Origin of the sequence: Comamonas resistens (assembly GCF_030064165.1) — a bacterium.
Classification (GTDB): Bacteria; Pseudomonadota; Gammaproteobacteria; order Burkholderiales; family Burkholderiaceae_C; genus Comamonas; species Comamonas resistens.
The window spans coordinates 5,153,228-5,169,927 of record NZ_CP125947.1 but is presented as its reverse complement, the minus strand read 5'-3'; the positions used below and the strand labels follow the sequence as shown (position 1 = coordinate 5,169,927).

Annotated in this window: 20 protein-coding genes; 16 read left to right on the top strand and 4 right to left on the bottom strand. The window is 60.4% G+C overall.

What is annotated here, in order from left to right; genetic code table 11:
- Window positions 1-7 precede the first annotated feature (7 nt).
- Window positions 8-1,198 (bottom strand): LysM peptidoglycan-binding domain-containing protein, encoded by a 1,191-nt coding sequence (locus QMY55_RS24175; protein WP_283486618.1) that lies wholly within the window; start codon window positions 1,196-1,198, stop codon window positions 8-10.
- 203 nt (window positions 1,199-1,401) lie between these two features.
- Here QMY55_RS24175 and def point away from each other — a divergent pair, with 203 nt between their 5' ends.
- The 8 genes from def (at window position 1,402) to QMY55_RS24135 (ending at window position 7,489) form a co-directional block, all read left to right on the top strand.
- Window positions 1,402-1,914 carry a peptide deformylase gene (def, locus tag QMY55_RS24170; RefSeq protein WP_283486617.1) on the top strand — a complete coding sequence of 171 codons (513 nt, stop codon included), beginning with the start codon at window positions 1,402-1,404 and terminating at the stop codon, window positions 1,912-1,914.
- A gap of 19 nt (window positions 1,915-1,933) precedes the next feature.
- Window positions 1,934-2,428, top strand: coding sequence for a hypothetical protein (locus QMY55_RS24165; protein WP_283486616.1), 495 nt, complete (start codon window positions 1,934-1,936; stop codon window positions 2,426-2,428).
- Between the two features lie 42 nt (window positions 2,429-2,470).
- Window positions 2,471-3,430 carry a methionyl-tRNA formyltransferase gene (gene fmt, locus QMY55_RS24160; RefSeq protein WP_283486615.1) on the top strand — a complete coding sequence of 320 codons (960 nt, stop codon included), beginning with the start codon at window positions 2,471-2,473 and terminating at the stop codon, window positions 3,428-3,430.
- On the top strand, window positions 3,427-4,197 hold the full coding sequence (locus QMY55_RS24155; RefSeq protein ID WP_283486614.1) for an AzlC family ABC transporter permease: 771 nt from the start codon (window positions 3,427-3,429) through the stop codon (window positions 4,195-4,197). Before fmt ends, QMY55_RS24155 begins: the two co-directional genes overlap by 4 nt.
- Entirely contained in the window at window positions 4,194-4,526 is a 333-nt protein-coding gene (locus QMY55_RS24150; RefSeq protein WP_283486613.1) for an AzlD domain-containing protein, read from the top strand. The genes QMY55_RS24155 and QMY55_RS24150 overlap by 4 nt, the downstream gene beginning before the upstream one ends.
- Window positions 4,527-4,747: 221 nt before the next feature.
- Window positions 4,748-5,941 (top strand): phosphoglycerate kinase, encoded by a 1,194-nt coding sequence (locus tag QMY55_RS24145; protein ID WP_283486612.1) that lies wholly within the window; start codon window positions 4,748-4,750, stop codon window positions 5,939-5,941.
- A gap of 240 nt (window positions 5,942-6,181) precedes the next feature.
- On the top strand, window positions 6,182-6,661 hold the full coding sequence (locus QMY55_RS24140; RefSeq protein WP_283486611.1) for a Crp/Fnr family transcriptional regulator: 480 nt from the start codon (window positions 6,182-6,184) through the stop codon (window positions 6,659-6,661).
- Window positions 6,662-6,820: 159 nt separating this feature from the next.
- Window positions 6,821-7,489, top strand: a complete 669-nt coding sequence (locus QMY55_RS24135; RefSeq protein WP_283486610.1) for a hypothetical protein — start codon at window positions 6,821-6,823, stop codon at window positions 7,487-7,489.
- A 17-nt stretch (window positions 7,490-7,506) separates the two neighbouring features.
- Here QMY55_RS24135 and QMY55_RS24130 read toward each other — a convergent pair whose 3' ends face one another.
- Window positions 7,507-8,064, bottom strand: coding sequence for an adenine phosphoribosyltransferase (locus tag QMY55_RS24130; RefSeq protein ID WP_283486609.1), 558 nt, complete (start codon window positions 8,062-8,064; stop codon window positions 7,507-7,509).
- 102 nt (window positions 8,065-8,166) lie between these two features.
- On the opposite strand from QMY55_RS24130, the gene QMY55_RS24125 reads away from it, so the two are divergent.
- From QMY55_RS24125 to QMY55_RS24110, 4 genes are read left to right on the top strand one after another with little or no spacing between them, the layout of a single operon-like run.
- A complete protein-coding gene (locus QMY55_RS24125) occupies window positions 8,167-9,168 on the top strand; it encodes a KpsF/GutQ family sugar-phosphate isomerase (RefSeq protein ID WP_283486608.1) in 1,002 nt (333 codons plus the stop codon).
- Complete coding sequence (locus QMY55_RS24120; protein WP_283486607.1) at window positions 9,168-9,728, top strand: KdsC family phosphatase; 561 nt, start codon at window positions 9,168-9,170, stop codon at window positions 9,726-9,728. Before QMY55_RS24125 ends, QMY55_RS24120 begins: the two co-directional genes overlap by 1 nt.
- Window positions 9,725-10,345 carry an LPS export ABC transporter periplasmic protein LptC gene (lptC, locus tag QMY55_RS24115; RefSeq protein ID WP_283486606.1) on the top strand — a complete coding sequence of 207 codons (621 nt, stop codon included), beginning with the start codon at window positions 9,725-9,727 and terminating at the stop codon, window positions 10,343-10,345. The genes QMY55_RS24120 and lptC overlap by 4 nt, the downstream gene beginning before the upstream one ends.
- Window positions 10,342-11,151 (top strand): SDR family oxidoreductase, encoded by an 810-nt coding sequence (locus QMY55_RS24110; RefSeq protein ID WP_283486605.1) that lies wholly within the window; start codon window positions 10,342-10,344, stop codon window positions 11,149-11,151. Before lptC ends, QMY55_RS24110 begins: the two co-directional genes overlap by 4 nt.
- A gap of 56 nt (window positions 11,152-11,207) precedes the next feature.
- Here QMY55_RS24110 and QMY55_RS24105 read toward each other — a convergent pair whose 3' ends face one another.
- Window positions 11,208-11,702 (bottom strand): RNA recognition motif domain-containing protein, encoded by a 495-nt coding sequence (locus QMY55_RS24105; protein ID WP_283486604.1) that lies wholly within the window; start codon window positions 11,700-11,702, stop codon window positions 11,208-11,210.
- A 231-nt stretch (window positions 11,703-11,933) separates the two neighbouring features.
- Entirely contained in the window at window positions 11,934-12,293 is a 360-nt protein-coding gene (locus tag QMY55_RS24100) for an RNA recognition motif domain-containing protein (RefSeq protein ID WP_283486603.1), read from the bottom strand.
- 495 nt (window positions 12,294-12,788) lie between these two features.
- Between QMY55_RS24100 and QMY55_RS24095 the strand changes: the two genes are divergently transcribed.
- From QMY55_RS24095 to QMY55_RS24080, 4 genes are all read left to right on the top strand, one after another.
- Window positions 12,789-13,358: a TMEM165/GDT1 family protein gene (locus QMY55_RS24095; protein WP_283489052.1), complete on the top strand. Its 570-nt coding sequence runs from the start codon at window positions 12,789-12,791 to the stop codon at window positions 13,356-13,358.
- Between the two features lie 207 nt (window positions 13,359-13,565).
- Window positions 13,566-14,720 carry a homoserine O-succinyltransferase MetX gene (gene metX, locus QMY55_RS24090; RefSeq protein WP_283486602.1) on the top strand — a complete coding sequence of 385 codons (1,155 nt, stop codon included), beginning with the start codon at window positions 13,566-13,568 and terminating at the stop codon, window positions 14,718-14,720.
- Window positions 14,717-15,301, top strand: a complete 585-nt coding sequence (gene metW, locus QMY55_RS24085) for a methionine biosynthesis protein MetW (protein WP_283486601.1) — start codon at window positions 14,717-14,719, stop codon at window positions 15,299-15,301. The genes metX and metW overlap by 4 nt, the downstream gene beginning before the upstream one ends.
- 286 nt (window positions 15,302-15,587) lie before the next feature.
- Window positions 15,588-16,610: a GGDEF domain-containing protein gene (locus tag QMY55_RS24080; RefSeq protein WP_283486600.1), complete on the top strand. Its 1,023-nt coding sequence runs from the start codon at window positions 15,588-15,590 to the stop codon at window positions 16,608-16,610.
- The last annotated feature ends 90 nt before the right edge of the window (window positions 16,611-16,700 follow it).

Genomic DNA, 16,700 nt, shown 5'->3' with positions numbered 1-16,700 from the left:
GTTGTGGCTAGCGCAGCTGGGGCGCCTGCAGGCGGTCGCCCACCTGCACGCCACGCGCTGCCGTGGTGATGAGCACGTAGGAGACGCGATCGAAGGTCTTGAAGACCATGGCGTAGCCGTTGAACTCATCGGGCAGCTGCACCGTATCGCGTTTGGGGCTGGTCTTGTCCACGATGCTGGCCCCCTTGCTGATCAACTCCAGCACGGTACCGATTTCCATGCCGTCCTGAGCGCCTTTGCTGATGGCAATGACCTGGTTCTGCGCGGCATAGAGCACGGCGGCGTCGCCGTAGATGGAGACCACGGAAGCATCGACCGGGTTGCGCGGAGCATGGGGCACATAGCTCAGGTACTGCGGCGGGGGCGAGGGCAGCAGGCGGTCGCCTGCGCGGATCTCGTTCTTGGATTTGACGATGTCTATCGTGGCGGGCGATGCCTGCAGCGGCTTGCCGTCACTGCCCAGAACCTGAGTCTCCCCTTGAGCGACGACGGCGCTGCCCAGGTACTTGGCTTCGTAGCCCAGGATTTCACCGGTGACCGGGTTCTTCAGCGGCACGGCATCGCGAAAGAGCCGGTAGCTCGATGGCTTGCCGGAGCCTGTCTCCAGCAGCGGGCCGCCGGAGCTGCGCACATAGGCGCGGTCACCATTGGCCATGAGTACGCGTTTGTCCGTGGTGGCAATGATGCGTGGCGCCTGACTGAGCGTGTCGGCATCGACGACCAGCGGCTCGGCCAGGAAGGGCTCGATCAGGTGCGGAGGCAGCGTGGGCAGTGCCAGCTCGGAAAGCGAAGACTCGCGGGTATGGGGCGACAGGCGGACCACGCCGGGCTCGCCGCCTGGCGCGGTGGTCGACAGGCGGGCATAACCGTTGCTGCGCACCAGATACAGCACCTGGCCGGGGTAGATCAGATGCGGGTTGGCGATGCTGGAGAGGTTCATGCCCCACAGCTCGGGCCAGCGCCAGGGCTGGCGCAGGTACATGCCCGAAATGCCCCACAGTGTGTCGCCTCGCTTGACGGTGTACTGAGCGGGTGCGCTGGGTGAAAGCTGGTTTTCAGGGATGCCCTGGTGGGCTACCTGCTGCGCGGTGGAGCGCTGGGTGGGGGTGATGGGGTAACTTTGCGCATAGACCGAGGTCAGAGCGGCGACCAGCGTGGCCCCGAGACTCCAGGCACGTGCTGTGGCAAATGCGGTCATGAAATTCCTTCTGGCGGGATTTGTTTGTTGCAGCGTCCCTCTCGTCGCTGCTCTGCACCTGATCTTGGCATAAGCTGCCGTACAAGTCTTACAAATTGCGCAAATTCTCGATGCAAGGCCTTGATAGATCAACGTTTATTGGTGCCAGGCAAAGCGTTTGGGGGCAAAAGTGGGGACAATAACGACAGATTTATCGAGTAACCATGGCTATTCTTCCCATTCTCTGCTACCCCGATCCCCGTCTTCACAAGGTCGCCCAGCCCGTGGCGCAGGTGGATGAGCGCATCCAGGCGCTGGTGAAAAACATGCTTGAAACCATGTATGACGCCCAGGGCATCGGTCTGGCCGCCACTCAGGTCGATGTGCATGAGCGCGTGGTCGTGATCGACGTATCGGAAGAGCGCAACGAGCCCCTGGTTCTCATCAACCCCGAGATCACCTGGGCCAGCGAGGAAAAGCAGTTCGGCGACGAAGGCTGCCTGTCCGTGCCCGGCATCTATGATGGTGTGGAGCGCTCCACCTCGGTCAAGGTCAAGGCCCTGGACGAAAACGGCAACAGCCGTGAGATAGCCGGTGAAGGCCTGCTGGCCATCTGCATGCAGCACGAGATGGATCATCTGATGGGCAAGGTGTTTGTCGAATATCTGTCGCCTCTGAAGCGCAACCGGATCAAGACCAAGATGGTCAAGGCCCAGAAGGCCGCAGCCAAGGGTTGAACCACCGAAGGAGCACACCATGCGTCGATTCCTGTCAGTGAGCATTGCCGCCAGCCTGGTGGCTCTGGTTTTGACGGGGTGCATGGTGCCCCAGTGGCAAAAGCCAGGCATGCCCCAGGCCGAAGTGGAAAAAGGCATGGGCAAGCCCACGGTGGTGGTGCCTCTGGCAGATGGTGGCACGCGCCTGGTCTACAGTCAGCAGCCGGCAGGTCAGCAGGTCTACCACATGGACTTTGATGCCCAGCACAGGCTGACCCGTGTGGAGCAGGTGCTGGATACCGCCCATTTCTTTGCATTGAGGAATGGTGTTGACACCCGCGACGATGTCTATCGCATGTTTGGCCCGCCCGCGAAAGTCGAGGGGGTCTACAGCTTCAAAGGCGACATCTGGACCTACCGGTTTATGGACAATACCTTTGCTCGGCGCGCCCATGTACACATAGACCCGCAGGGCGTGGTGCAGAAAGTCATGTTCACCGATGAGAGCCTGTACATCAGGGAGCCGCGTCGCTGAACATCTGGCAGCCGATGGCTGCCTTTTTATTTTGTGAGTCCCATGAAAGTCATTTTTGCTGGCACGCCCGAATTTGCGCGCGTGGCCCTGGAGCGTCTGCTGACTGCAGGCTTTGAAGTTCCGCTGGTTCTGACCCAGCCCGATCGTCCTGCCGGACGCGGCATGAAGCTGCAGGCCTCCCCAGTCAAGCAATGCGCGCTCGAGCATGGCATTGCCGTGGCCCAGCCCATGAGCCTTCGCCTGGACGGCAAATATCCCGAAGAAGCCGCAGCCGCCAAAGCCGCGATTGATGCTGCCCAGGCCGATGTGATGGTGGTGGCCGCTTACGGCCTGATCCTGCCGCAATGGGTGCTGGACACTCCCCGTCTGGGCTGTCTGAACATTCATGCATCGCTGCTGCCACGCTGGCGCGGCGCCGCTCCTATCCACCGCGCCATCGAGGCCGGCGACGCAGAAACCGGCGTCACCATCATGCAGATGGATGCGGGGCTGGACACCGGTGATATGAGCGTGATCGAGCGTCTGCCGATTGCAGCCGATGACACCACGGCCAGCCTGCAGGACAAGCTGGCCGTGCTGGGTGGCCGCCTGATTGTGGAGGCGCTGGAGATGGCCGCTTGTGGGGGTCTCAATCGCACGCCACAGCCCGCCGATGGTGTGACTTATGCTCACAAAATCGAGAAAGCCGAAAGCAATATTGATTGGAGCGAAAGCGCCGAGGTCATTGCTCGACGCCTGCGTGCCTTCAATCCTTTCCCCGGCGGTGCGACCCATCTGGGCGCCGAAGCCATCAAGGTCTGGGAAGCCGCGGCCGAGCAAGGCACCGGAGCAGCAGGCACTGTGCTGTCTGCCAATGCACAGGGCGTGCGCGTGGCCTGTGGCAGTGGTGTGCTGAACATGACGCTGCTGCAGCGTGCAGGTGGCAAGCGTTTGGCTGCGGGGGATTTCCTGCGTGGCTTCGAGCTGCCTGTGGGATCTGTGCTGGGCACGGACAAGGTATGACTGGCGTCGCTTTGACGCTGAGCCAGCGTGCAAGATCGATAGTCCGCGACCCTTTTTTCTGGATAGGCTCCAAAGAGATGGGGGGCACGGCGCTGGGCATTGCGGCTTGGGGCCTTGTCACCGGCGTGGCCATGGTCAAAAGCGGTCTGTCCGTGCCGCTGGCGCTGCTCATGGGATTCACCGCCTATGCAGGCAGTGCCCAACTGGCGGTGCTTCCCTTGATTGCGGTGGGAGCGCCGCTGTGGGTAATCTGGTTCACGGCCATCTGCGTCAATCTGCGCTTTGTGATTCTGTCCAGCATGTGGCGCAGCTATTTCTCGCACCTGAGTCTGCGACACCGTCTGGCGGTGGCCTATTTCAGCGGCGATGTGATTTTTGTGAACTTCATGCGCCGCTACCCCGAAGCCCGGCCGCAACCTGAGCAGCTTCCCTATTTCTGGGGGGCGGCTCTGACCAACTGGCTGGCCTGGCAGATTCCGTCCACGCTGGGCATCTTTCTGGCCGATCAGATCCCTCTGTCCTGGGGGCTGGGCTTCGCGGGCGTGCTGGCTCTGGTGGGAGTGCTGCTGTCCATGCTCAACGACCGTGCCACCTGGGTGGCATCCGTCGTCGCCTGCACGGCGGCCGTGGCGGCATTCGCGCTACCGCTCAAGCTCAATATCCTGGTGGCGATCGCCGCTGCCGTGGCGGCGGGCCTGATGGCCGAGCAGCTGCAAAAGCAAGCCAAGCCATTGCCCAAAATTGGCGGTGAGGGAGAGTCGCGATGATGAGCAGTCTGGAAATCATCATTGCCTGCGCAGGGCTGGCGGTGATCACCTTGATCACGCGGGCGTTCTTCATGATTCCGGAGCGGGAAATCCCGCTGCCGACCTGGCTCAAGCGCGGCCTCAAGTATGCGCCGCTGGCCGCTTTGGCGGCAGTGATTGCGCCCGAGATCGTGATGAGCAACGGCCACCTGATCGGCACTTTGGTCGATGCACGGCTGCCTGCATTGGCCGTTGCGGTGGTGTATTTTTTTTACAAGCGCAGCATTCTCGGTCTCATTGCATTGGGCATGTTTGTCTACCTTCCATTGCATATCGGTCTGGGCTGGTAGTCCCATCGCCAGTGATAACAGGAGCTTTGTGCTCCTGTTTTCTTTTGGGTTGAAAGAAAACAGGCTGAAACCAAGTTACGGAGCGCGGATGATGCTCCTGTTTTTGAGTCGAGTAAGCACACAAAAGCACAGCTCGTCATGGGCTTGCACCCTAAAATGGCCTGGATTTTTCGCTTTTCCAACCTTTGTACCGGCGACTTTTACAAGTCGCTTTTTGCTGCATGAACATCATTCGCTTCTCCGACCTGTGCGCTCAGGGCAAGGCCCAGGGCCAGCGCGTTTTCATCCGTGCCGACCTCAACGTTCCGCTGAGCGACGCCGGCGAGATCACCGAAGACACACGCGTGCGTGCTTCCGTGCCGGCCATCGAAATGGCACTGAAGGCTGGTGCGGCCGTGATGGTGACCAGCCACCTGGGTCGCCCCACCGAAGGCGAATTCAAGCCCGAGGACTCGCTGGCTCCCGTGGCAAAGCGTCTGGCCGAGCTGCTGGGCCGTGAGGTGCCCCTGGTCGCCAACTGGGTGGACGGCGTGCAGGTTGCGCCCGGCCAGGTCGTGCTGCTGGAAAACTGCCGCGTCAACGTGGGCGAGAAGAAGAACAAGCCCGAGCTGGCCCAGAAGCTGGCCAAGCTCTGCGACATCTTTGTGAACGATGCATTCGGCACCGCCCACCGCGCCGAAGGTACGACCTACGGCATTGCCGAATACGCACCCGTCGCCTGCGCCGGCCCGCTGCTGTCGGCCGAAATCGACGCGCTGAACAAGGCCCTGGCTGCGCCCGCCCGCCCTCTGGCCGCCATCGTGGCCGGCTCCAAGGTATCGACCAAGCTGACCATCCTCAAGAGCCTGGCCGACAAGGTGGACCAACTGATCGTGGGTGGTGGCATTGCCAACACCTTCATGCTGGCTGCGGGCCTGAAGATCGGCAAGTCGCTGGCCGAACCCGATCTGGTGGCCGATGCCAAGGCCGTGATCGACGCCATGGCTGCCCGTGGTGCCAATGTGCCCGTGCCTACCGATGTGGTGGTGGCCAAGAACTTTGCTGCGGACGCGGTGGCCACCGTCAAGAAAGCCACAGAGGTGGCCGACGACGACATGATTCTGGACATCGGCCCTGAAACTGCCGCCGTGTTGGCCGAGCAGCTGAAGAAGGCCGGAACCATCGTCTGGAACGGCCCTGTGGGGGTGTTTGAGTTCGACCAGTTTGCCAACGGCACCAAGGTCATCGCCCAGGCGATTGCCGAATCTCCTGCCTTCAGCATTGCAGGCGGTGGCGACACTCTGGCCGCGATTGCCAAGTACGGCATCGAGGACAAGGTAGGCTATATCTCCACCGGCGGCGGCGCCTTCCTGGAGGTGCTGGAAGGCAAGAAGCTGCCAGCGTTCGAGATCCTCGAAAAGCGTGCCAACGGTTGATTGCATCCAATTCAGCGCTTTCCTTTATGAAGCAAGCGCTTGAAGCTATGAAAAAAGGATCGCTTGGCGATCCTTTTTTCATGCAGCGTGGTCCAAGTAGTGCTTTTTTGGGGTGAGCGCCTGGAAATCATTGGCGAGAGGGCAGGAGTCGCTTAGCATGCGCAGTGCAGCGATGAATCCCATGCGGAGTCTGGCTGTCTGTTCATTCCACTCCGGGCCGTGCCCGCTCTTGTGCTGCCTATGTCTGCTTCAACACCTCAGGATCTGTCGGCGCTGATCCAGGCGATGACTTCATCCGTTGCCCCCGATAACGCGCAAAACTTGCTTACGGCCAGCCAGTGGGAGATGCTGGCACCCTATCTGGTGCCGGTGAATCTGAGTGGCAGCGAGGTGCTGTTTGCCGAGGGCACGCTGGACCGCAATCTGTATATGGTCGAGTCCGGCTCGCTCAGCGTCCATTACCAGGACTCCAAGGAGCGTATCCGGCTGGCACTGGTTGGGCCGGGGTCTCTGGTGGGGGAAGGGGCCTTTTTTGCACACAGACCACGCCGCGCCACGGTTCAGGCGGCTGCTCCCAGCCGCCTCTGGTGCCTGACGGCCATGCGCTACTCCGAATTGGCCAATCGCCAGCCAGCGCTGGGGCTGGCCCTGGTCACCATGGCGGGCCAGGTGTTGGCGCGCCGCTCCGCCGATAGCCGCCGACGCGTGGCCAGTACCTGATTCAAGGCCTGAGGGCGTTTCTATTTTTTAACGTCATTGCACGTATCCGCGCTTGATGCATGTCTGACAAACATTGATTTTTAAGAAAAAATCCGCGTGAGGCACAGCTCTGGGAGCAAAATGTGTCATCTTGTAAATATTGAAGAATAGAGTCTGTTCATGTCCCTGTTTCAATGGTTTTCTCGCTCGCCTCGCCAAGACAGCGGTCCGGACGCGTCAGCCAGTCAGCGCGACGCAGAGGCCGGTGCGGCTCGCCCTTCTCGCAGCGAGCGTTCGCTGCGTCGTGAGCAGTTGCATGGCATGGTGCGCGAGGCCATGGTGCGCGTGGGCATTTTGTCAGCAGGCTACAAGTTCAAGGTGCTGTCACTGGACAGCAGCGGTCAGCGCTTTGTTGTGATGGTCGATCTGGCCCCGGCCTATGCAGCAGATGCAGGCCAGCAAAGAAATATCGAAACACTGATTGCCGAACTGGCTCGCGCGCGCTTGGGCGTGGTGGTACATGCGGTGTACTGGCGCGTGAATGGTCAGATTCACGCAGCGCCCGCACCAGCGGCCGCGCGTGCTGCGCCGACGGAATGGGCTCCAGTGTCGGCGCACGGTCGGCCGGTGGCGGCGGCTCCTGGCGGCAGCGGTTTCGAGCCGATTGATGCGCTGGAAATGGATGCATTCAGGCAGGCAGTGGCCGCTTCGGCCAACAGCAGGCCTGCTCCCTTGCGTGCAGGCCGAGGCCCCTTGTTGGGTCCGGGCTCAGGCTCGGAAGAGGGCGGTGAATACGCCGTGTCCGGCCTGGGATCGCTGGGAGCCACCCAGTACGGAGAGCTGCGCTAAGGCGTCTTTTGGCGCAATCAGTGGCCGGCAAAGTCCACCAGTGTGAACAGGGGCAGGCCGCTATCCTTGAGATGCCTGGAGCCGCCCAGTTCGGGCAGATCCACGATGGCCGCGCCTTCCACGACGGTGGCCCCCAGCTTTTCCAGCAGCTTTTTACCCGCCATCATGGTGCCGCCAGTGGCGATCAAGTCGTCAATCAATAGCACGCGGTCGCCGGGCTTGACGGCGTCGGTGTGCAGCTCCACCGTGGCGCTGCCGTATTCCAGCTCATAGGTTTCTTCTATGGTGGTGAAGGGCAGCTTGCCTTTTTTGCGGATGGGGACGAATCCGACATTGAGCTCGTGCGCAATCACGGCTCCCAGGATGAAGCCACGCGCATCCAGGCCTGCCACCACGTCAGGGCGCAGATCGCGGCCCATATAGCGATGAACAAAAGCGTCTGTCATGACGCGAAAGACCTTGGGATCCTGCAGCAGCGGCGTGATGTCGCGGAACTGCACGCCCGGTGCGGGCCAATTGGGCACGGTACGGATATGGTCGCGCAGATAGTCGTTGACGCTGGTGGAGGTATGCATGTGCGTTGCCTGGGTCGCTCTGATGAGGCTGCCAGTGTATTAGCCTGCCCCCTCGATATGTGTGGAAGGGATGTTGCGGCTCCGGCTGGCTAAAATCGCTGCATGAATTCTGACGCTGCCTCTTTGCCTTTGATCGACGCGCCACGCGCCCTGCATCTGGCCCGTGAAGCCCTGGATATCGAGGCTCAGGCCCTCTACGCCATGTCCGAGCGCCTCAATGGCGACTTCACTGCCGTGGTGCAGCGCATTCTGCAACTGCCCGGCCGTGTGGTGGTCATGGGCATGGGCAAAAGCGGTCATGTGGGGCGCAAGGTGGCGGCCACGCTGGCGTCAACGGGTACACCAGCGTTTTTTGTGCACCCGGCCGAAGCCAGCCATGGTGATCTGGGTATGCTGACCTCCGATGATCTGGTGCTGGCCCTGTCCAACAGCGGTGAAACCGATGAGTTGACCGGTGTGCTGCCTCCCATCAAGCGCATGGGCGTGCCGCTGGTGGCTGTGACAGGCGGCCTGCAATCGACCTTGGCCAAGCATGCAGACTGGGTGCTGGACACCCATGTGGCCAAGGAGGCTTGTCCGTTGAATCTGGCGCCCACCGCCAGCACTACGGCGCAGCTGGCCATGGGCGATGCCCTGGCAGTCGCGCTGCTGGATGCGCGTGGTTTTGGTGCCGAAGATTTTGCCCGCTCCCACCCTGGCGGCTCTTTGGGCCGCCGTCTGCTGACCCATGTGCGTGATGTCATGCGCAGCGGCGCCGATATTCCTCAGGTTGCGCAGGATGTGAGCTGTGTGGCCCTGATGCGCGAGATGAGTGCCAAAGGCTTGGGCTGCTCTGCCGTGGTGGACGAGCATCAACAACTGGTCGGCATCTTCACCGATGGTGATTTGCGTCGCTGTGTAGAGGCGGGACTTGATCTTCGCCAGTCCGCCGCCAAGGATGTGATGCATGCCAGGCCCTTGACGATCAAGGGTGATATGTTGGCTGTTGCTGCGGCGCGCATGATGGAAGAGCGTGGTGTCACGGCGATCCTTGTGACGGATGAGCAGCAGCACCTGAAAGGGGTGGTGCATATTCGCGACCTGATGCGTGCCAAGGTGATCTGATGAATAGACCTGCTTTGACTCCTTGCCAGCAATGGGACCCGCAGCTTCTGCTGAAGGCTCAGGGTGTGCGCGTGCTGTTCCTTGATGTGGATGGCGTGCTTACCGATGGAGGCCTGTATTTCTCGGCTGAAGGAGAGTCGCTCAAGCGCTTTCATACGCTGGACGGCCATGGCCTCAAGATGCTGCAAAAGGCAGGTATCACGCCTGCGGTGGTGACCGGAAGGGACTCTGCGCCACTGCGCTTGCGTCTCAAACAACTGGGTATAGAGCACGCGCGTTTTGGTACCGAGGACAAGGTTCCTGCTGCCGAGTCCATTTTGGCGGAGCTGGGTTTGAAATGGGACCAGGCCGCGGCCATGGGGGATGATTGGCCAGATCTGCCCATGCTGCGCCGTAGCTGTCTGGCCGGAGCCCCCGTCAATGCCCACGAGGAAGTGCTGCACGCAGCGGACTGGGTGAGCGCCAAAAGCGGTGGCGAGGGTGCTGTACGTCAATTTTGTGATTTGCTGCTGGCGGCCAATGGTGCCTATGCAGCGCTGCTAGCAGGATACGGAGCATGAGTCTTCAATGGCGCCGTTTGAGCGACAAGGCTTCGCTGTATCTGCCCGTGCTGATCATGGGCTTGCTGGCGCTGGGAACCTGGTGGTTGGTGCGCAATGCACCCAAGCCCGTAGTTTCCTCATCGGAAAAAGTGGCGCGGCATGAGCCAGACTATTTCCTCAAGGACTTTGTCATCAAGAGCTTCGAAGCCTCCGGCCGCCTCAAGACTCGGTTGGCGGGAGGCACAGGTGAGCATTTCCCGGATACCGATACGCTGGAGATCAAGGATCCGCGCATGCTGAGCATCACTCCCGATGGGCGGCGCACGGTTGGGCAATCTTTGCGTGCACTGAGCAACGCCGATGGCTCGGAGGTGCAGATGTTTGGCGACGCCGTCATTCATCGTGAGCCGGTACCCGCCAGCGCGGGTCAGAAGGAGGTACCGCCCATGCAGATCGAGAGCGAATTTCTGCAGATCTGGCCCAACGATGAGCGCATCAGCACTCACAAGCCGGTGGTCATAACAAGAGGCGCAGACCGTTTTACGGGTGACAGCATGCAGTACACCCATCTGGACCAGATTATGCAAATGCAGGGGCGAGTCAAAGGCGTGATCCAGCCCAGCAAGGCACCATGAGCCCAAAGCAAACTGCTATTTCTTCAAGAGCGCCACTCGTATATATCACGGGTGCATCCAGTGGAATTGGGCAGGCATTGGCGCGGCACTACTACGACCAGGGCTGGAGTCTGGCCTTGGTCGCGCGGGGCGCGCAGGCCATGGAGCAATGGGCGCAGTCTAAGCAGCTGGATACGCAGCGCTATGCCGTCTATCAGGCGGATATTTCCGATATTGACAGCGCTTGCGCCGCAGGGCAGGCCTGCCTGGATCAGCAGGGCCTGCCTGACATCGTGATTGCAAATGCGGGCATCAGCTGGGGAGTCGATACCTCGCAGCGTGAAGACCTGGCAGCCATGCAACAGGTACTGGCTACCAATACCATGGGCGTGGCAGCCAGCTTTCAGCCTTTTATTGCCCCTATGGTGGCGCGTGGATCGGGAAGTCTGGTGGGGGTTGCCAGCATTGCCGGTATTAGGGGGCTTCCTGGGCATGGCGCTTATTGCGCCAGCAAGGCGGCAGTCATTGCCTATTGCGAAAGTCTCAGGACGGAGTTGAAAGCATCCAGAGTGGCTGTCGTGACTTTATTACCGGGTTATGTAGATACCCCGCTGACACGGAATAATCCCTATTCCATGCCATTTCTGCTCAGTCCTCAGGAATTTGCCCGGCACGCATATCGAATGATCGAGCACAAGGCGCGCTACGCGATTATTCCGTGGCAGATGGCGCTGATAGGGCGAGTCATGCATTTGCTGCCCGCATTTATCTGGGATAAGGCAGTCGAGGGACGGACAAGAAAGCCCAGACACCTGAGTGAGCACTGAATAACCACTGCAATAAAACCAAAGGCACCACAAGGTGCCTTTGGTTTTTGCAGCGCTTATTCGCCGTTGTTATTGCCGCCGCCGTAGCCGCCACGGCCACCACCGCCATGACGGGGACCGGAGCCATAGGGGCTACGGAAGCCGCCATCGCCACGGCCATATCCACCGCCGCCATCACGATCACCGCCGCGACCATAGCCGCCGCCACCACCGTAACCACCTTCGCGGTTGCCACCACCATAGCCGCCACCGCCTTCATTGCGGTAACCGCCTCCAAAGCCGCCAGAGCGAGGAGGGCGGGGTTCCATGGGGCGAGCCTCGTTGACCACCAGGCTGCGGCCACCCAGGGGCTGACCGTTCATGCCTTGAATCGCGGCTTGTGCTTCTGTTTCGCTGCCCATTTCCACAAAACCGAAGCCCTTGGAGCGCCCGGTATCACGTTCCATCATGACGCGAGCACTGGTAACGGCTCCGTATTGGCTGAACGCTTGCTCCAGGTCGTTGTCGCGCACACCATAAGGAAGGTTGCCGACATACAGCTTATTGCCCATTAATAACTCCTAGCTCCTCAATGCTTTCAATATGGCGATCGACTTCAGGATGTCCGCAGCGGACTCGCACACAACCCAAAATACCTAGTCGCTTGTGAACGGGGGATTCCCGAATTCGGGATTATGAATCAGAACAATACAAGAAATAAATGCTCCAAAACCGGAGTTGCTAACGTTTGGCAACAAAAAAAGGATCCGAAGATCCTTTTGTTAGCTATTGGTAATAACCAATTAATAGCTGTTGCGGCGGCCATAGCCACCGTCGCCACGGCCACCGCCGAAGCCACCTTCACGGCCGCCGCCGAAACCGCCGCCAAAGCCGCCGGAACGGGGAGGACGGGGTTCCATGGGGCGTGCTTCGTTCACGACCAGGTCACGACCGCCGTGGTTTTGGCCGTGCAGGCCTTGGATGGCGGCCTGTGCTTCTGCATCGCTGCCCATTTCGACGAAGCCGAAGCCCTTGGAACGGCCAGTGTCGCGCTCCATCATCACTTTGGCGCTGTTCACAGAACCGAATTCGCTGAAGGCTTGCTCCAGATCTTGGTCACGGAAAGAGTACGGCAGATTGCCGACGTAAAGCTTGTTGCCCATGGTGGACTCCTGAAAAAACTTGAAAACGCGATGGAGCCCTAGGGAGTCAGCCTTGGATGACAACATTAGAGACGCTAACGCACTTGCCCCCATCCAGAGATTGCGCTCTAAACGAAGACTCAAGCATTATGAGTCACAAGACAGTCGCCTGTATTACGAATACGTCAAATTTCATGCTCGTAACAACATTCTCCGGATGGGAGTTACCCTGAAATACAAAATTTGGAATATCTAAATCTCCTTTTGTCTTACAAGGTCTAAATGCTAGAATCGCCATCTACTCTTTGGGGAGTAGGTCGTTCGGCATCCATCTGCCGGATGCATGCGTCAACAGACTTGGGTCTTTAGAGACCTATGGCGTATGCGGCAAGTGGTGCATTACCGCTTGTGACTGACCGAGACCATTGATTACGTACCGAGCAAACCTATGGACAAGTAGGCCGGAGTCGGTGTGTGGTCAATGCGTTCTCAGGCAACTCCGGCCTTACCCACATCATGGAAGCCTTCCTCATTTCCACCTCCATCGTTGCCCTGGCCGAGATGGGGGACAAGACACAGCTGCTTTCGCTGGTTCTAGCCGCGAAATACCGCAAGCCCTTGCCCATCGTGGCGGGCATTTTCGCGGCCACCATCGTCAACCATGCGCTTGCCGGTGCGGTCGGAAACTGGATCACCACGGTGCTCGGCCCCGACGTGCTGCGCTGGATTCTGGGCATCTCCTTCATCTTGATGGCTGGCTGGATGCTGATCCCCGACAAGCTCGATGACGATGAGGCAAACAAGGCTCCGGGCCGCTGGGGGGTGTTTGGCACGACGCTGGTGCTGTTCTTCCTGGCCGAGATGGGTGACAAGACGCAGCTTGCCACGGTCGGCCTGGCTGCCAAGTACCCGCTGTCCTATTACTGGGTGGTGGCCGGCACAACGCTGGGCATGATGCTGGCCAATGCCCCGGTGGTGTGGTTCGGTGACAAGATCACCAAGAAGCTGCCCATCAAGACCATTCACCGCATTTGCGCCGTGATTTTCCTGGTACTGGGTATTGCGGCATTGCTTGCCAAGGTTTGAGGTCACAGAAGAAAGAGCGGTGCTCTGCGCTTGCCTGAAAAGGGTGCGACTGCTTTGACAGTATTGCTTCGGAGACAGGCGCAGTGAATGCAGTACACTGAACCTTCAACGCGCCGATTTGCTTCTGCTTGCGGGCGCTCTATAAATCCTGCTAAAGACGAAACCAGAGAACCCGGCCTCGTTTTTAGCGATGCCGGGTTTTTTCATATGTCCTTCATCGCCACACCGCAATCCATGCATTTTGATGAAGCGCTGCCCTTGCAGGGTGGTGGCTCCATCGCCGATTACGACCTCGCCTTCGAGACCTATGGCGAGCTCAACGCCGACAAGAGCAATGCCATCGTGGTCTGTCATGCGCTCAATGCCTCGCATCACGTCGCCGGTGTCTATGAAGGCCAGCCCAAGAGCGAAGGCTGGTGGAACAATATGATCGGCCCGGGCAAGCCCGTCGATACCAACAAGTTCTTTGTCATCGGCATCAACAACCTGGGCTCCTGCTTTGGTTCTACCGGCCCCATGCATACCAACCCGGCCACGGGCAAGCCATTCGGTGCCGATTTCCCGGTGGTGACAGTAGAAGACTGGGTGGATGCGCAGGCACGCCTGCTCGACCGTCTGGGCATCGAGAAGCTGGCTGCCGTGTTGGGCGGCAGCCTGGGCGGCATGCAGGCCCTGTCTTGGTCGCTGCGTTATCCCGAGCGCATGGGCCATGCCGTGGTGGTGGCCAGTGCCCCCAATCTGAACGCCGAGAACATTGCCTTCAACGAGGTGGCGCGCCGAGCCATCGTGACCGACCCGGATTTCAATGGCGGCCACTTCTACGAGCATGGCGTGGTGCCCGCACGCGGCCTGCGCATCGCGCGCATGATCGGCCATATCACCTATCTGAGCGACGATGTGATGAACCAGAAGTTCGGCAGAACGTTGCGCGAGGGGCTGGACCTCAAGTACAGCACGCAGGAGGTGGAGTTCCAGATCGAGAGCTATCTGCGTTACCAGGGCGAGAAGTTCAGCGGTTACTTCGATGCCAACACCTATCTGCTGATCACGCGTGCGCTGGACTACTTCGATCCGGCACGCAGCCATGGCGGTGATCTGACCCAGGCCTTGGCTGCAGCCAAGGCCAAGTATCTGCTGGTGAGCTTCACCACGGACTGGCGCTTCGCCCCGGCGCGTAGCCGCGAGATCGTCAAATCGCTGCTGGAAAACAACCGCGACGTCAGCTATGCCGAGATCGATGCGCCCCATGGTCATGATGCGTTTTTGCTCGATGACCCGCGCTACATGGGCGTGATGCGCTCCTATTTTGAAGGCATTGCCAAAGAATTGAACACCGCCCAACGCGCAGGAGACGCCGCATGACCGAGTTGACCACCATGAAAGCCATTGCCCAACTGGTGCCTCAGGGCGCACGCGTGCTTGATCTTGGTTGTGGCGACGGCGCGCTGCTGGAGCATCTGGTGCGCGAACGCGGCTGTACCGGCTATGGCGTGGAGCTGGACGACGCCAATGTGCTGGCCTGTACACGCCGCGGCGTCAACGTGCTGCAGCTCAATCTGGAGGACGGCCTGGCCATCTTCGGCGACAACAGCTTTGATGTCGTGCTGCAGATCGACACCTTGCAGCATCTGCGCAATGCCGAGGTGATGCTGCAAGAGACGGCCCGTATCGGCAAGCAGGGCGTGGTTGCCTTTCCCAACTTCGCGCACTGGCAAAACCGTCTGTCGGTGCTGCGCGGGCGCATGCCGGTCACGCGCCGCCTGCCCTATCAGTGGTACGACACGCCGAACATCCGCGTAGGCACATACAAGGACTTCGAGGTGCTGGCCACCAAGAACCGGCTGCGCATTCTGGACTCCTTCGGGCTGCAGGGTGGAGAGGTGGTGCGCAGCTTGCCCAATCTGTTGGCGACCACGGCGGTGTTTCACTTCGAGCACGCCTAGGCCTTCTGGCTGCGGGATGACGCGGTTTCCCGAGGGAGACTGCGCCTGAGGCTCTGGCATACTGCGTTGCATCTGGTGTTGTAACTCACGGTTACATCGGCTGATTTCTCATCTGCTTTCGCTTCATGCTGCTTGTTCTTGACGTGCCCACCATGCTGCTGATGACTGCCGCGGCATCGCTTGCCATGGCGGTATCGTTGGCAGCAGCACGGCAGCAGCACGGCCGCAGCGCAGCAAGGGCACGGGTCTGTGGGCCCTGGGTCTGGTGCTGCACGCGGCGACCTATGTGCTGTACACGCTGCGCGGCATGGTTCCAGACTGGGCCAGCATCGTGGTGTCGAACATGCTGCTGGCCGGCACCTTTGCCATGGCGCTGGGGGCCGTATCTCAGTTCAGGGGGCAGGCCATGCCCTGGGCCCGCATGCTGGTGCCGGTGGCGGCGATGACCCTGCTGTTCGCGCTCTTCATTGATGACTACCGTGCGCGCATCATCGTGGCGGGTGTGCTGGCTCCTGTACAGCTTGGCATGGTGCTATGGGTGCTGTGGCGACCGCAACCGCCGGCGCAGTTGCGCGGGGCCTGGCTGTTTTCCGTGGGCCTGGGGCTGCAGTTCGCGCTGCTTGCCGTGCGTGGCATGCTGGCCGCCCTGGATGCCATTCCGCTCGACGGCCTGATGCATGGAAGTCCCATGCAGTCCTTTGTCTTCATGGCGGCGTTTGTCGTCGTCATCCTGACGTCGCTGGGCTTCATCCTCATGGCCAAGGACAGAGCCGAGGCCGACAACCGTTACTTCGCCGTGCATGACGAACTGACCGGGGCTGCCAATCGCCGCGCCCTGACCCAGACGCTGGATCGTGATGTGGCGCGTGCCGTGCGGGCTGGCGAGCCTTACGCTCTGATGATGCTCGACATCGACCACTTCAAGGTGGTCAACGATAGCTACGGCCACCATGCGGGTGACCAGGTACTGCGCCATGTGGTGGCCGTGTTGCGCGAGAGGATACGGGCCCAGGATCTGGTGGGCCGTTACGGCGGCGAGGAGTTCATGCTGCTGCTGCCCAACACCACACTCAGCGGCGGGGCCGCGCTGGCCGAGACACTGCGTGAAGTCATGGAGCAGACACCCTGCATGCATGAGGGGCGCTCCATCGCCGTCACGGTGAGCATCGGTGTGTGTGGTGCCTACCTGGAAAATGCCAGCAACTGGGACTATCTGATCCAGGCGGCAGATCAGGCGCTGTACCGGGCCAAGGCGGCCGGGCGCAACCGCGTCGAGTGCGCGGATCTGCCGCGCCGCGCCTATGCCTGAACAGGCTTCAACCATGGCTGTGCCAGAGCTTTGAGCCCTGGCGTATCCTTGGGTGCATCATCCATTGATTTCCACCTCACAAGGCCTTGC